The 14,942-nt window shown below is 43.2% G+C and carries 14 protein-coding genes; 7 read left to right on the forward strand and 7 right to left on the reverse strand.

Features of this window, described 5'->3' with window-relative positions; translation table 11 throughout:
* Positions 1-5 precede the first annotated feature (5 nt).
* The 7 genes from fsa to DIU38_RS32755 all read left to right on the forward strand — a co-directional run bounded on the left by fsa (position 6) and on the right by DIU38_RS32755 (position 8,756).
* Positions 6-665: a fructose-6-phosphate aldolase gene (gene fsa, locus DIU38_RS32725; protein WP_090528887.1), complete on the forward strand. Its 660-nt coding sequence runs from the start codon at positions 6-8 to the stop codon at positions 663-665.
* Between the two features lie 211 nt (positions 666-876).
* Positions 877-2,049, forward strand: a complete 1,173-nt coding sequence (locus tag DIU38_RS32730) for an aldose epimerase family protein (RefSeq protein ID WP_243770599.1) — start codon at positions 877-879, stop codon at positions 2,047-2,049.
* Positions 2,050-2,056: 7 nt separating this feature from the next.
* Positions 2,057-4,024 (forward strand): alpha-L-arabinofuranosidase C-terminal domain-containing protein, encoded by a 1,968-nt coding sequence (locus DIU38_RS32735; protein ID WP_112652751.1) that lies wholly within the window; start codon positions 2,057-2,059, stop codon positions 4,022-4,024.
* Positions 4,025-4,027: 3 nt separating this feature from the next.
* On the forward strand, positions 4,028-5,032 hold the full coding sequence (locus DIU38_RS32740; RefSeq protein WP_112652752.1) for an arabinan endo-1,5-alpha-L-arabinosidase: 1,005 nt from the start codon (positions 4,028-4,030) through the stop codon (positions 5,030-5,032).
* Positions 5,033-5,267: 235 nt separating this feature from the next.
* Positions 5,268-6,245 (forward strand): glycoside hydrolase family 43 protein, encoded by a 978-nt coding sequence (locus DIU38_RS32745; RefSeq protein ID WP_112652753.1) that lies wholly within the window; start codon positions 5,268-5,270, stop codon positions 6,243-6,245.
* A 213-nt stretch (positions 6,246-6,458) separates the two neighbouring features.
* Entirely contained in the window at positions 6,459-8,396 is a 1,938-nt protein-coding gene (locus DIU38_RS32750; protein WP_112652754.1) for an alpha-amylase family glycosyl hydrolase, read from the forward strand.
* A 168-nt stretch (positions 8,397-8,564) separates the two neighbouring features.
* Positions 8,565-8,756 (forward strand): cold-shock protein, encoded by a 192-nt coding sequence (locus tag DIU38_RS32755; RefSeq protein ID WP_090528875.1) that lies wholly within the window; start codon positions 8,565-8,567, stop codon positions 8,754-8,756.
* A gap of 125 nt (positions 8,757-8,881) precedes the next feature.
* Here the strand turns inward: DIU38_RS32755 and hemH are convergent, their stop codons facing one another.
* The 7 genes from hemH to DIU38_RS32790 all read right to left on the reverse strand — a co-directional run bounded on the left by hemH (position 8,882) and on the right by DIU38_RS32790 (position 14,941).
* Complete coding sequence (hemH, locus tag DIU38_RS32760) at positions 8,882-9,901, reverse strand: ferrochelatase (RefSeq protein ID WP_112652755.1); 1,020 nt, start codon at positions 9,899-9,901, stop codon at positions 8,882-8,884.
* A gap of 260 nt (positions 9,902-10,161) precedes the next feature.
* Positions 10,162-10,848, reverse strand: a complete 687-nt coding sequence (locus DIU38_RS32765) for a fatty acid desaturase (RefSeq protein ID WP_112652756.1) — start codon at positions 10,846-10,848, stop codon at positions 10,162-10,164.
* A gap of 28 nt (positions 10,849-10,876) precedes the next feature.
* Positions 10,877-11,728, reverse strand: coding sequence for a 4-hydroxy-3-methylbut-2-enyl diphosphate reductase (locus DIU38_RS32770; RefSeq protein WP_112652757.1), 852 nt, complete (start codon positions 11,726-11,728; stop codon positions 10,877-10,879).
* A gap of 93 nt (positions 11,729-11,821) precedes the next feature.
* Complete coding sequence (locus DIU38_RS32775) at positions 11,822-12,499, reverse strand: carotenoid biosynthesis protein (protein WP_112652758.1); 678 nt, start codon at positions 12,497-12,499, stop codon at positions 11,822-11,824.
* On the reverse strand, positions 12,478-13,566 hold the full coding sequence (locus tag DIU38_RS32780) for a glycosyltransferase (RefSeq protein ID WP_112652759.1): 1,089 nt from the start codon (positions 13,564-13,566) through the stop codon (positions 12,478-12,480). The genes DIU38_RS32775 and DIU38_RS32780 overlap by 22 nt, the downstream gene beginning before the upstream one ends.
* 3 nt (positions 13,567-13,569) lie before the next feature.
* Positions 13,570-14,196 carry a 1-acyl-sn-glycerol-3-phosphate acyltransferase gene (locus DIU38_RS32785; protein ID WP_112652760.1) on the reverse strand — a complete coding sequence of 209 codons (627 nt, stop codon included), beginning with the start codon at positions 14,194-14,196 and terminating at the stop codon, positions 13,570-13,572.
* Between the two features lie 121 nt (positions 14,197-14,317).
* Entirely contained in the window at positions 14,318-14,941 is a 624-nt protein-coding gene (locus DIU38_RS32790) for a lysophospholipid acyltransferase family protein (protein WP_112652761.1), read from the reverse strand.
* Position 14,942 lies beyond the last annotated feature (1 nt).

Genomic DNA, 14,942 nt, shown 5'->3' on the forward strand with positions numbered 1-14,942 from the left:
ATAAAATGAAGTTTTTTATCGACACGGCCAACCTGGCACAAATTAAAGAAGCCCATGATTTGGGTGTATTAGACGGCGTTACCACCAACCCATCATTGATGGCTAAAGAAGGTATTACCGGCCATGAAAATATCATTAACCACTACAAAGCCATTTGTGAAATTACCGATGGCGATGTAAGTGCCGAAGTTATATCAACCACTTTTGACGAGATGGTTGCCGAAGGGGAAGCGCTGGCTGCCCTTCACGAGCGCATTGTGGTAAAGCTGCCCATGATAAAAGATGGCGTAAAAGCTTTAAAATATTTTAAGCAAAAAGGAATTAAAACCAATTGCACGCTGGTGTTTTCAGCGGGTCAGGCCCTGTTGGCGGCTAAGGCTGGTGCTACTTATGTATCACCATTTATTGGCCGTTTAGATGATATCTCGACAGATGGTTTACAACTGATTGAAGATATTAGGCTGATTTATGATAACTACGGTTATGAAACACAGATCCTGGCAGCTTCGGTACGCCATGCTATGCACATTGTTAACTGCGCTAAGCTGGGTGCAGATGTGATAACCGGTCCGCTGAGTGCTATTACCGCATTACTAAAACATCCGCTTACAGATAACGGACTTGCGCAGTTCCTGGCCGACCATGCCAAGGCTGCAGGTGTTTAGTTGAAATATTTGATTTTTGAATAAGAAAGTCCCGCGCGAGGCGGGCTTTTTTAAATTAAATATTTTAAGTGTTTTTTTAACAATTATAAATTAATTTTTATACATTGGTCTCACTGATTCCCAAACCATTAGTTAAACCAATTTATTTGTTCCGGAAATTATAATAGTTAAACGGCAAGTGCTTTAAAAAGCAAGCTAACAACCTCAAATTATGAAGAATAACAAGAATTTATTAATGATGTTAAGCTGTTCGGCAGCGCTTTTTGCAGCTTGTAACAGCAATCCAAAAGCAACTGATTCAACCGTGAAAGATTCGACCTCGGTAACTACCCAGTCAATACCCGATTCGGCCAATTTTGAGGCCGATGTACAGGGGCAAAAAGTGAAACTCTTTACCCTGAAAAATAACAGCGGTGCAACAGTGGCCGTTACCAATTATGGCGGCAGGCTGGTAAGCTTACTGGTACCTGATAAAGACGGTAAGGCTACCGATGTTATTTTAGGTTACGATTCATTGAAAAGCTATCAAAAACCAAAGGAGCCGTATTTCGGCGCCATTATAGGCCGCTATGGTAACCGCATTGCCAAAGGTAAATTTACTCTTGATGGCAAAGCTTACCAGTTGGATATTAACGATGGCGTAAATACCCTGCATGGCGGTTTTAACGGCTTTTACGGAAAAGTGTTTGCGGCTAAACAACTGAGCGCATCACAACTGGAACTTACCTATGTTTCAAAGGATGGCGAAGGCGGTTATCCGGGCAATTTAACTGCAACAGTGGTTTATACTTTGGGTGATGATAATGCGCTTAAAATAGAATACAAAGCTACTACCGATAAAACTACCATTGTTAACTTAACCAATCACGCTTATTTTAACCTCAATGGCGCCGGTAATCCAACCATTACTGATAACGTACTGCAAATAAATGCCGACGCTTTTTTGCCTGTGGATACCACGCTTATCCCAACCGGAAAACTGCAGCCTGTTAAAGGTACTCCGTTTGATTTTACTACATCAAAAACCATTGGTAAAGACATTGATGTGGCCGACGAGCAATTGAAAAACGGTAAAGGCTATGACCATAATTTTGTTTTGAACAAACATGATCTTACTACTCCTGTTGCTACAGTAAAAAGTACGGTAACTGGTATCACTTTAGAAGTGTTTACCGAAGAGCCCGGACTGCAATTTTACTCAGGCAACTTTTTAACCGGCGAAACTAAAGATGGAAAAGGCGGCAAAGCTTACCCGCACCGGTCGGCGTTTTGTTTGGAAACCCAGCATTTTCCGGATGCGCCAAACCAGCCGGCGTTTGCTTCAACGGTGTTAAAGCCAGGGCAAACTTACCATACGGTCACCATTTACAAATTCTCCAAATAAATAAGCGATGCTAAAAAGAGCTTTTTTAATGCTGTGTGCTGCCGGTACTTTTACCGCGGTGCATGCGCAAACGCAATATACTATAGCGGCTGATAAGGTGAAGGCACACATTCAGCCTACCATGTATGGGATATTTTTTGAGGATATTAACCTTGCTGCCGATGGCGGTGTTTATGCCGAGTTGGTAAAAAACCGTTCGTTTGAGTTTAACATGCCTTTGATGGGATGGAAAGAGCAGAAAAAGGATGGAGGTGACGGTCGTACTGAAGTAATAAACCGTGCTGTTGAACGTCCGGAGAATGCGCACTTTATAAAAAGCTACATCACAAGTGATGCGGGTTTCTATGGTTTCTCTAACGAGGGTTTCCGCGGGATGGGTGTTAAGGAAGGCGAGGAATACAGCTTTTCGGTAATGGCCAAACAAGATGGCGATACCAATGTAAAACTGAACATAGAGCTGCATGGCGATAATGGTGACATTATAGGTAAAGCCGAGCTTACACCAACTGATAAAGAATGGAACCGCTACAGCGTAAAGTTTAAATCGAGTGCTACAACACCCAAAGCACAACTGTATGTTTGGATGAGCGGCAAGGGTGTTATTGATCTGGATATGATTTCTATGTTCCCTGAACATACCTGGAAAAACCGTCCGGGTGGTTTACGTGCCGATTTGGTACAACGACTGGCTGACCTTAAGCCAGGCTTTTTACGCTTTCCCGGCGGATGTATTGTTGAGGGACGTGAGCTAAACAACCGTTATCAGTGGAAAAAAACCATCGGCCCGGTTGATAAACGCGAGAACATCATTAACCGCTGGAATACCGAATTTAAGCACCGTCCAACGCCTGATTATTACCAAACTTTCGGTCTGGGCTTTATGGAGTATTTCATGACTGCCGAGGATATTGGCGCTTCGCCCCTGCCTATCCTGAATTGCGGTATGGCCTGCGAATTCAACACCGGCGAACTGGTGCCTTTGGATAAGCTTGATCCTTATGTGCAGGACGCGCTCGACCTGATTGAGTTTGCTAATGGCGATGCCAGCACCAAATGGGGTAAGCTGCGTACCGATCTCGGTCACCCGGCACCGTTTAATTTAAAAATGATCGGCGTAGGTAACGAGCAATGGGGCCCGCAATATATCGATCGCTGGAAAATTTTCACTAAAGCTATCAAAACTAAATACCCGGATATCAAAATCGTATCGGCTTTAGGCCCATCGCCTGATGGTAAAGAGTTTGATCTGTTAAATAAAACTTTCCGCGGTTTAGGTGCCGATATTTTGGATGAGCATTATTATGCGCCTGCAAAATGGTTCAGGGATAATGCCCGTCGTTATGATAATTATGATCGTAAAGGTCCTAAGATTTTCGCTGGTGAATATGCTGCGCAAAGCAAATCAACCGTAAACCCCGATAACAAAAACAATTGGGAGTGCGCATTATCTGAAGCGGCCTTCATGACCGGTTTGGAGCGTAATGCCGATGTGGTGAACATGGCTTCATACGCCCCGCTTTTTGCTCATGTTGAAGGCTGGCAGTGGACACCGAACCTTATCTGGTTTGATAACCTGAAAAGCTATGCCACACCAAATTACTATGTGCAGCAATTGTTTTCGCTTAACAAAGGTACCGATGTAGTGCCGCTTACCTTAAACAACGAGGCCGTAGCCGGCCAAAATGATAGCTATGCTACTGCCAGTTTAGATAAGAATACCAATGAACTGGTGATCAAGTTTGTGAATACAAGCACATCAGCGCAAAACGTGAGCTTTAAAATTACCGGCTCAAAAGGTTATCAAAAACAGGCCACGGTTACTACAATAAAAGCGGATGACAAGGATGCTGAAAATTCATTGACCGCACCTACAGCAGTTAGCCCTGTTGAAAGCAAGATTAATATTTCGGGCAATACCTTGAAGATGGCAGTTGAACCGTACTCATTCAAAATAGTAAGGCTGAAAAACAAATAACCCTTGAAAAAGATCTTACTGATCATATCCTTATTGTTCCCGGGCATTTTCAGTAATGCCCAGGAACTAAGGACTGATATATCGGTACACGACCCGGTAATGACCCGGCAGGATAGTACATATTATATCTTTTGTACGGGTAATGGTATCGCCATGTGGTCGTCAGGAGATAGGATACACTGGAAGGCCGAGAAACCGGTATTTGCAACGCCCCCGCAATGGGCTCTTGACGCTATTCCTGGTTTTAAAGGCCATATCTGGGCCCCGGATATTTCGTTTTACAACGGATTGTACTACCTGTTTTACTCGGTATCGGCCTTTGGCAAAAACACTTCGGCCATAGGTGTTGCAACTAATACTACATTACATGCCAATGATCCGGCATATAAATGGGTTGATCATGGCAAGGTAATTCAATCAATCCCCGGCAAAACCAACTGGAATGCCATCGACCCTAATTTAATTACCGACAAAGACGGTACGTCATATTTAATCTTCGGATCGTTTTGGGACGGATTAAAACTGGTGAAACTGAATAAAGACAGGTTAAGTGTTGCCGAGGATATTAACAATATCCCAACCATCGCTACCCGCAGAAAGGTTGCGACAGAAAACCTGCCAGCCGTTGATGGTAACCCTATTGATGCCGGAGGTAATGCCATTGAAGCGCCGTTTATATTTAAGCACGATAAATATTTTTACCTGTTTGCCTCGATAGATTATTGCTGCAAAGGACCGAAGAGCACTTACAAAATGATCATCGGTCGTTCAAAAACACTGAAAGGGCCATACCTGGATAAAGATGGTATCGCCATGAATAAAGGCGGCGGCAGTATCCTATTGGCCGGCGATGAGGATTGGTACGGTGTTGGACATAACGGTGTAAGCACCTTTGACGGCGCGGATTACATTATTTTCCACGGCTATGATGCAGCTGATAGAGGGATTTCGAAGTTGAGGATAGAGAGACTGGATTGGATTGATGGATGGCCGGTGATAAGGAAATAACTTCTGGATGATGTTACCCGTGAGGACACGGGACGGGGAAGAATAGAAATAAGAGGGCTGGGAAGTGCGATTCCCTCCCTTGAGAGGGTGTAGGGAGGGGTTTCTTCGCCGCGCAAATTCCATGGTAAAGCGTACAAACCCCTCCCAGCTACCACACTCACCAATCGCACCCCTCCCGAGGGAGGGAATTGAAAAGACTCGTAGGCTTAATGCCCATGATTTAAAATTGACTAATATGAAAATATCACAATACCTCATCGCATTAGGCCTAACACTTGGCAACCTGACATACGCCAATGCCACAACCCGCGATACCACTTTCCATTCGGATGGTAATCCCATTATCAGGCACAAGTATACCGCCGATCCGGCGGCTATGGTTTATAAGGATAAGGTATACCTGTACACCGGACATGATGAAGCTGCGCCCGGTCATAACGGCTATACCATGCACGATTGGACCTGCTTCACTACAACCGATATGGTGAACTGGACAGAGCATCCCTCACCGATGAATGTTAAGGCTTTTCAATGGGCCAGGGACGATGCGTGGGCTTCACAGGTGATTGAACGGAACGGCAAGTTTTACTGGTATGTGGCTGTTGAACATGGCACTATTCATGGCAAAGCTATCGGTGTAGCGGTGTCTGATAGTCCGCTGGGGCCGTTTAAGGATGCCCGTGGCAGCACTTTGGTTACCAACGATATGACCAAGGCCGTAAAGCATTCATGGGATGATATTGACCCAACAGTTATTATTGATAAAGACGGGCAGGCTTACCTGTTTTGGGGCAATGGCATTTGCTATTATGCCAAGCTAAAAAGCAACATGACCGAGCTTGACGGTGAGATTAAAACCATCACCCTGCCGCATTACACCGAAGCGCCGTGGATCCACGAGCGTAACGGCTGGTATTACCTTTCATACGCCTATGAATTTCCTGAAAAAATAGCGTATGCTATGAGCAGGAATATCAACGGGCCATGGGAATATAAGGGGATCATTAACGAAATAGCTGGAAATTCTAATACCAATCACCAGGCTATTATTGAGTTTAAAGGCAAATGGTATTTTATATATCATAACGGGGCGTTAGTGCCTGATGCGGGCAGTTTCCACCGTTCCGTTTGCATCGATTATTTGTATTACAATAAAGATGGAAGTATTAAGCGGGTGGTAATGACCAGCGAAGGGGTTAGGCCGGCGAAATAATTAGTCCCACTCAAACCTTCTCCACCGGGGAGGGAGGGCTTGAAGGTTGTCCTGACAGATAGTACAAAGGGCGAATGATTCCGGTTGATAAATACATAATTTAATGAAAGGTAACTTTACCAATTATTTTACTGATATTGCGTTGCGTACGTTTGGCCTGTAAACCAACCGGCTACCAGCTGTTTTACCGCAAAAAACCAATTATAATAAAATATGATCATTAAAAATGTTTACTTATTAATTGCCGGACTTTTATTGGCCGGTTTTACTTCATGCAAAAAGAAGGAAGTTTTGCCGGGCAATTCCGGGAACGTTCCCGGTGATACGGTGGTAAACACCGGAAAGGCGTTGCCGGCTGGTGCAAAAGATGGGGTTACCTTTATCAATTCGGGTAAATCGGTAATTTTTAACCTGTATGCGCCGGGCAAAAAATCCGTATCAGTAATAGGTGATTTTAACGGTTGGGATGTAAATGATACCAAGGCCGTGATGAATAACACACCCGATGGCAAACGCTGGTGGGTACAAATTGATAACATCGATCCCGCTGCTGAATATGGTTACCAGTTTTATATTGATAAATCATTGAAGGTAGCTGATCCATATACCGAAAAGGTGCTTGATCCCGATAATGATTCATACATTTCTTCAGATACCTATCCCAACTTAAAAAAGTATCCAACCGCGAAAACTACCGGTAATGTAAGCGTTTTTCAGGCCAGTCAGCCTGCGTACAGCTGGAAAAACACCAGCTTTACCCGCCCCGATAAAAAGAACCTGGTTATTTATGAGTTATTGCTACGCGATTTTATTGATGCCCATAACTATCAAACCCTTACAGATACGCTGAAGTATCTCTCAAACCTGGGAGTTAATGCTATTGAACTGATGCCTTTTAATGAGTTTGAAGGCAATCTTTCATGGGGCTATAATCCGTCTTTTTATTTTGCACCTGATAAATACTACGGTACCAAAAACGCCTTGAAAGCTTTTATTGATGAGTGCCACTCGCGGGGTATAGCGGTTATCCAGGATATAGTGCTTAATCACTCCTTTGGCCAATCGCCAATGGTACAAATGTATTTTAATACAACAGCGGGCAAACCTGCGGCCAACAATCCCTGGTATAATGTGGATCCAACGCATCCTTACAATGTAGGTTACCAGTTCAACCATGAAAGCGCCGACACTAAATATTTTGTAAAAAACGTGCTCAAATTCTGGATGACGGAGTATAAGATAGATGGTTTCCGCTTCGATCTTTCAAAAGGTTTTACCCAGGTTAACTATGGCACGTCTGATGCAGCCGTGAACGCATGGAGCCAATATGATGCCAGTCGTGTAGCCATCTGGAAAGATTATAACAACTATATCAAAAGCATCGATAATAATAACTTCTACGTAATACTGGAACATTTTGCGGCAAACCAGGAAGAAAAAGAACTGGCCGGCGAAGGCATGATGCTTTGGAACAACCTGAACTATAATGCCAACGAAGCTACTATGGGCTGGCTAACCAACTCCAATTTTCAGGGTTTGTTTTATGATCAGCATACGTTTACGCAGCCGTATAACCTGGTAGGCTATTTTGAAAGCCATGATGAGGAACGCTTGCAGTTTAAAAATGAAAGTTATGGCAATGCGGTTGGCAGCTACAATGTAAAAGATAAAAACACAGGTTTGGCGCGCGAAGAAATGGCAGCCGCGTTCCTGTTTTCGGTTCCGGGGCCTAAGATGCTATGGCAGTTTGGGGAGCTTGGTTATGATGTAAGTATTAACCAGGGAGGCCGCACCAGTAATAAACCCATCTACTGGAACTATAATACCGATCCTGACAGGAGGCATTTATATGGCATTTATGCTAAAATGATCAAGATGAAGGAAAAGAACGCTGTATTTGCCTCAACCAATTCTACTTATGATCTTGCCGGTCCCATTAAAACAATCCAACTAAAAGATGCCAGCGCGAATGTTGAGGTGGTAGGCAATTTTGACGTGGTGCCGCAAACCGGCAGCATCAGCTTCCCGGCTGCCGGAACCTGGTATGATAACATTACCAAAACCAGTATAAGTGTAACATCATTGACATATTCCATGACGCTAAAACCCGGCGAATATCATGTTTACAGCAGTGTTCCTTTACAGCAATAACGAGGTTAAAATACTAAGTGTTAAGGCTTCCGGGAGTTGATAAATGCTGTTTTTACGACGTAGTTTTCAACAGGGAATTACACTTCCGAAAACTATAAACGTGTAATGTCCTTATTTTTAATTGATTGTTAATAATTAATGTTACCTTTGTAGTAATTAAATAAAAATATAATGCAAGGAACAGTAAAATTCTTTAATGAAACCAAAGGTTTCGGATTTATTACACCAACTAATGGTGGTGCCGAAGTTTTTGTACACGTCTCAGGCCTGATCGACACTATCCGTGAAAACGATAGCGTTACCTACGATGTAGAGCAAGGCAAAAAAGGCTTAAATGCGGTAAATGTAAAAGTAGGTTAAACTATCAATTATATAAAAATCGTACAGCATCTGTTCAGCAATGGGCAGATGCTTTTTTTATGCAATAAAAAAGCCTAACGCATGCATTCCGTTAGGCTATGATTATCTTTCGACCCGATGTACACTTAAGATGGGTTTACCATCTGCACTAAAGCATCTATAAACTTAGGGGCATCATTCAAACTCTCAACCAGTTGCACATGCTCACCGCCAAGCGCTCTAAACTCGTCACCGTATTCGGTAGTTACTTCATATACGGTTTCAAGGCAGTCGGCTACAAAGGCGGGGCAAAATACCAGGAGGCGCTTTTTACCTTCGCTGGCCAGCTTAGCTACGATTTCGCTGGTGTAAGGCTGCACCCATGGGTCGTTGCCCAGGCGCGATTGAAAGCAGATAGTATATTTCTCTTTCGGAATGCCCATTTTTTCAGCTATCAGTTTCGCGGTATGATGTGATTGTGCCGAATAACAAAAGCGATTGGCATCGGTAAGCGTTTCACAGCAGCCGGCCGATTTAAGGCAGTGGTTATGCGTATGGTCGGCTTTAATCAGCTGCCTTTGCGGCAGTCCGTGAAAGCTAAATAAAATGTGATCGTAGGTATCCGGGTTGTATTTTTGAGCGTTATCAGCAAAAGTTTCAATCATGAGCTCGTTATCATGAAACGAGTTGATGAAGCTGATATTCGGCGATGTTGGCCATTTTCCAACAATGTCCATCACCTTTTCATAAACAGACCCGGTACTGGCCGAAGCATATTGCGGAAACAAAGGGATTACCTGGATACTTTCAACAAGGGCTGCTTTCAGTTTCTCCAAAGCCGATTCGATAGAAGGGTTTTGGTAACGCATAGCCAGCTCAACCATATAGCCATCGCCAAGGCGCTGTTGTAAAGCCTGCTGTTGCAAAATACTGTAATGTAACAAGGGTGAGCCTGTTTTAGGGTCCCAGATGGCCTGGTACAATTTGGCCGATTTAGGTGCCCTGAACGGAACAATAAGGCCTTTGACTAAAAGAGTGCGTGAAATGGCCCCGATATCAATAACCCGCGGATCCATCAAAAACTCATTCAAATAACGCTTTACATCTGCTGTGCTGGGGCTATCCGGGGTGCCCAGGTTAACCAGTAAAATTCCTTTTTTAGCCATAACTGTAGGCGCAAAAATAGCAAAAAATGCTCCGTAAGTTATGACGTCGGTCACAATTTACAAATAAATGAGGTGTAAGATAAGTGAATGTTTGAAAGTAGAAATTGAATTTAGGAATTGTGTTATTTGTTTTTCAGGAAATATGTTGATAAGTAATTTAACGTATCAGCTATTTTTATATGATTAGGGCGTTACCTGCGGCCGGGCTCTACGCTCATACTGCACGGGCATTAGCCACAGGCCGGTATCCGCTCCGATCCCTAACGCGGGTTGGATTTAACAACTTTCCACAATCTCCACCAGGGTACACCCGGCGATTCATGGTGCTCATAATGATAGCCAAAAAAATAGCAACTAAAAAATGCAGCCAAATGATTGCGGCGCTGGCTCCGGGCAAAGTGCTGGTTATTGTGTTCGCCTTTATGGGGTTGGTATGTACCGAAGTAAAATAACTGTAATGTGCTTAGTAATGAGGGCGCAACCCAAAACATGATCAGGTTTGGCTGCGGGATCCAGATCTTCAGGATATTGAATACAACAGCCATCACCACAATTTGCCATATGGACAGGTAATTGCGGATAAATTGTACATACCATGCAAAAAAACTGCCCTGATGATAATCCGGATCTTCATGGGTATGTACGTGGCTATGGTGCTTGTGGTGTTTTGTGTACAATTGGGGGTACCAGAACGAGGCATATAGGAAAGTGCTGAGGTAACCCACAAAGTTATTTAAGCCCTTATCGGGCGAAACTGTACCATGCATAGCATCGTGAGCGGTGATGAACAGCCCGGTATAAAGGTGCATTTGCACCAGCATCAGTACATAAACAAGAGGATTGCTGAAACTGAAATGCCATTGCATCAGTAATGTAATACTTGTTGCCCAGCAGCCAATTACCAGCGCGGCCACAAATAAACCAATATTTGATGGACTTTTTTGCATGTTACCTATTACAGCAAAAAGCGTGCTGTTAAAAGCTTTCTATAGCGGCTTTTACTTTCTGCATCAGCCACATGGGGGTTGATGTTGCACCGGCAATACCTATGGTATCATTTGGCGCAAACATGTTTTTATCCAGTTCGTCGGTTGAGGATATGAAGTAAGTATTGGGGTTGTGCTTGCGGCATACTTCATACAGTACCTTACCGTTTGATGATTTTTTGCCCGATACAAAAACAATCTTATCAAAGCGCGTTGCAAATTTGGGCAGGTCTTTATCCCGGTTACTTACCTGACGGCAAATAGTATCATTAGCCTTAAGGGCGTAGCCGCGTGAAATAAGCTCATCTTTAACCGAGTAGAATTTATCCATACTCTTGGTGGTTTGGCTATACAGCGTAATGTTGTGCGGCAGTTCTACATTGTCCAGCTCGGCAATATCCTGGAAAACTATTGCTTCATCATTAGTTTGTCCCTGCAGGCCAACCACTTCTGCATGACCGTGCTTGCCAAAAATCAGGATCTTCTCGTTCGAGTCGTATGAGGTTTTGATGCGGTTTTGCAGTTTAAGCACTACCGGGCATGAGGCATCAATAAGGGTGATGTTATTCTCTAAAGCCGTACGGTAGGTGTCGGGAGCTTCGCCATGGGCACGGATGAGCACCTTTTCATTATGGAGATCTTTAAGCTGGTCGTGTTCAATGATGCGCAGGCCTTTTGCTTTCAGGCGTTCAACCTCTTCGTCATTATGCACAATATCGCCAAGGCAGTACAGGTAGCCGTCTTCTTCTAAAATCTCCTCGGCCATATCAATGGCATAAACCACCCCAAAGCAAAAGCCCGAATCCTGGTCAATAGTAACTTTTAACTGATAATCTCCCATGGTGCTGCAAATTTACGGCAAAAATAACCGTTGATTGTAATGATTGCGTTGATTTTGATGATTATTATATCACTAAATAGTTGATCACTTAGCTCAATATACCAAATTCAAAACAGCAAAAAATAAAAACTGCGCAATCAGTAATGTTGGGCCAACAATGTTTTGCCGTTTAAATTTAAACTGCTCAAATATAAAAAGCAACAATGCACTCAGCACAAACCAGCAAACATAGTTTTTAAACGGAACGCCTGCATCCAGCCAATGCCAGTAATCAAAATGTATGGCAATAGGCTCAATCAGCACATCGAGCAGGGTAAGGACCATAGCTCCTGAAAGTATTCTTACCAAGGTACTTTTTAGGCGGCTTCGCTGCAGGGTAATGCCCGCGGCATAGACCAGCAGGAACCAATTTACCCCAATCATCAGGGGGATTTCAAATAGTTTAATGCCAAGTGTTCTGCCATATTGATAATGCCCGAAGAGCCAACCGGTATGTACACCGATGTATTCGGCCATGAAGCCGATGCCGAAGGCGGTCGTTGCAAACAGCAGAAACCTGCTGTCGAAATTGTCATAACTATAAATGATAATCCCAAGCATCAATAGTAAATGCCAAGGTACCAGGGTTATAAATAATACGGTTAATGAGGGGATAATAAAGCCTATCAACCCTACCAGGTGAAACAGGAAAATAACTATGATACAGATCCTGTTTTTTGTCTGGACAGCATTATCGGATGCTATGGGTTTCAAATTTTTCGCCCTTTCCACATCGTGGTTTTGGTGAGATACCTTTGGATGGATAAAACAGCTACGACAAGCAGGCTAAACATTTGAGCAGGATGTAAAAGGATGTTATACTCCGCTTTTTGACCGGCCGAAAGGGAGATCATGATCCGCGTAAGAAAAATAAGGCCTGCGGTAAAAAGTATCAGCGGCATGTTCAGGGTTGTCAGGATAATCAGCGGACCGGCAATAGTGATGGTAATGTACACCAAAAAACCAATGATGCTGTAGTTAAAAGCCGCCAGGAAATTTTTACTGAACCCGTTTATAGCTTCGCCATATCCCCGGTACATACGGCAGCTGATCATGCCGTTGGCCAGCAGGGCCTCGCCATTATAACGCTCCGCTTTTATGAGGCGCATGATCTCCACGTCTTCCACCACCTTGTTTTTTACCGCTTTGTGCCATTGGTGTTTATGATAAATGGCAGCATCAAACAACATAAACTGACCGCTGGCGGCCGCTACTGAGGCGTTTTTTAATATATATACCAGGCGTAAAGGCAGCAGGTTTAGCAATATGAAATGCATAAGAGGCACTACCAGGTTCTCGCCGAGGGTAAGCATGGTTTGATTGCTGAAAAGGCTTAATAAACCCAGTTGGTGCAAATGCATACGGTGCACAGCACTGTTGATAAGTCGGTTACTAACTTGTTCGTCGGCATCCAAAAACAGCAGATATTTACCATCGGCCTGTTTAGCCATTTGGTGGCAGGCGTAATTTTTCCCCATCCAGCCATCAGGTAATTTATCTCCCTTTAACACCCTGAAATGAGGGCGCCCGGCGGCAAATTCAGTACAAACCTGGTAAGTATCATCGCTTGAATCATCGTCATAAATAATAACCTCGTAGTTGTTATAGTCCTGCCGATGGATGGAATTTAACAGGGTTAATATGTTTTCGGCCTCGTTACGTGCAGGGATCAGGATAGAAACTTTATCCGAATAATACCGCCCTATATGGGGCAGTTTAGGGTTGGAGATATAATTGAATAGCGTTACCGCAAACCTGAGTATGATAAAAAAGAGGGTTATTAATATAGCTATGGTCACTTTTTATATATCAAATTCGGTTTGCAGTAATTTGGAGGCTTCATAATGCCTTTGGTAAGCTTCCTGTAATTTACTTATGCTTTTACCGGTGTAATTTTCTGGTTCGCTTTTTAAATAAACGGTTGCCGTTGCCTTTTTATGTTTAAAGTACTGAATAAAAGTTGAAGCAAACACGAGCTGGAAATTCCCGTTTGCTTTTTCAATGATCCTCATAATCCCTTTTTCAAAGTTTATGCAGGTAACAAAGTTAGCATACAGTTTGCCCTGTGGAAATATCAAAACCAAATTTGCCGGATCGGTAAGCAATCCGGCCGCATAGTCAAGGGACTGGATGATACTTTTTGAATCTTTTTTTACCGAAAAAGCACCGGCAAATTTCAGGAAGCGCTCGCTACGGGCAGTCTCTTCCAGGATCATGACATGTAACTTTTTCTTTAGCAATTTATCGTTTACGCAGTATAATATCAACCCATCCCAAAAACTAAAGTGGTTGCCTATCAGCAGCACCGATTTATTTTTATCAATTACAATGTCGTTAAACAACAGTTCATGAAACGTTTTGCCAACTATCCATTTAACATAGTAATGGACAATACGGGTCATGAAAAAGTTTTCTTTATTGCGGATCATATTTTACACGAATGTATTGCATGTCGGCGACAATTTTATCGAATTACACGAAATTTGCTGATGGCTTATCAAATGAAATTAGTGTCAATTTGATATAATTCGGGAAATTAGTGTCAATTAATTAGTGTTCCATATTGATCTGGTTTTTTAACGCTTGCTGATGTGCGTTATTAATGTTCTCCTTCAACTGCTCAAAACTAAGTTCGCCGGCAACACCTAAATCAAACAAATGGACATAGGCACGGGGCTTCAGGCTTTCAAAGTAATCGATCAGGGTACAATGATAAACCACCTGGCAGGGGCCTTTTATCTGTCGCATCAGTTTATAAACACCGGTTTCAACACGTATATGCGTTTCATGGTTTGAATAGAGCTCGCCCTGCGGAAATATCACGATGAGATTATCAGGATCATTTAATATCCCGGCCGAATAACTGAGCGAGTCGAGTATCGCCCTTGAACCCTTTTGAATGGAGTAAGCACCAATGTACCGGAAATAACGATGTTGATCGAACTGGTCCTGCTGCATCATGATGTAAAATTGCTTTTTGAGATCATAAACAGCTGTCCGGTTAGCAATGAAACCATCCCACCAGCTAAAATGATTGGTCAAAAGCAATATTGAATGGCCCGGGCGTGGCTCAAAGGGCTGTACATTAACCTCTTTAAAATTACGGCCGATCCACCATTTTACGCAACGGATGAATAATTTACTCCAAAATTTCTTTTTACGCGAAGGTACCATG

The organism is Mucilaginibacter metallidurans (genome assembly GCF_003286435.2).
Classification (GTDB): domain Bacteria; phylum Bacteroidota; class Bacteroidia; order Sphingobacteriales; family Sphingobacteriaceae; genus Mucilaginibacter; species Mucilaginibacter gossypii.

Bases quoted from the DNA above. Each gene is read 5' to 3' on its own strand.
- DIU38_RS32765 (WP_112652756.1), bottom strand. From the start codon at position 10,848: ATGCAAAAAAGTCCATCAAATATTGGTTTATTTGTGGCCGCGCTGGTA.
- DIU38_RS32770 (WP_112652757.1), bottom strand. From the start codon at position 11,728: ATGGGAGATTATCAGTTAAAAGTTACTATTGACCAGGATTCGGGCTTT.
- DIU38_RS32735 (WP_112652751.1), top strand. From the start codon at position 2,057: ATGCTAAAAAGAGCTTTTTTAATGCTGTGTGCTGCCGGTACTTTTACC.
- DIU38_RS32785 (WP_112652760.1), bottom strand. From the start codon at position 14,196: ATGATCCGCAATAAAGAAAACTTTTTCATGACCCGTATTGTCCATTAC.
- DIU38_RS32790 (WP_112652761.1), bottom strand. From the start codon at position 14,941: ATGGTACCTTCGCGTAAAAAGAAATTTTGGAGTAAATTATTCATCCGT.
- DIU38_RS32750 (WP_112652754.1), top strand. From the start codon at position 6,459: ATGATCATTAAAAATGTTTACTTATTAATTGCCGGACTTTTATTGGCC.
- DIU38_RS32745 (WP_112652753.1), top strand. From the start codon at position 5,268: ATGAAAATATCACAATACCTCATCGCATTAGGCCTAACACTTGGCAAC.
- fsa (WP_090528887.1), top strand. From the start codon at position 6: ATGAAGTTTTTTATCGACACGGCCAACCTGGCACAAATTAAAGAAGCC.
- DIU38_RS32730 (WP_243770599.1), top strand. From the start codon at position 877: ATGAAGAATAACAAGAATTTATTAATGATGTTAAGCTGTTCGGCAGCG.
- hemH (WP_112652755.1), bottom strand. From the start codon at position 9,901: ATGGCTAAAAAAGGAATTTTACTGGTTAACCTGGGCACCCCGGATAGC.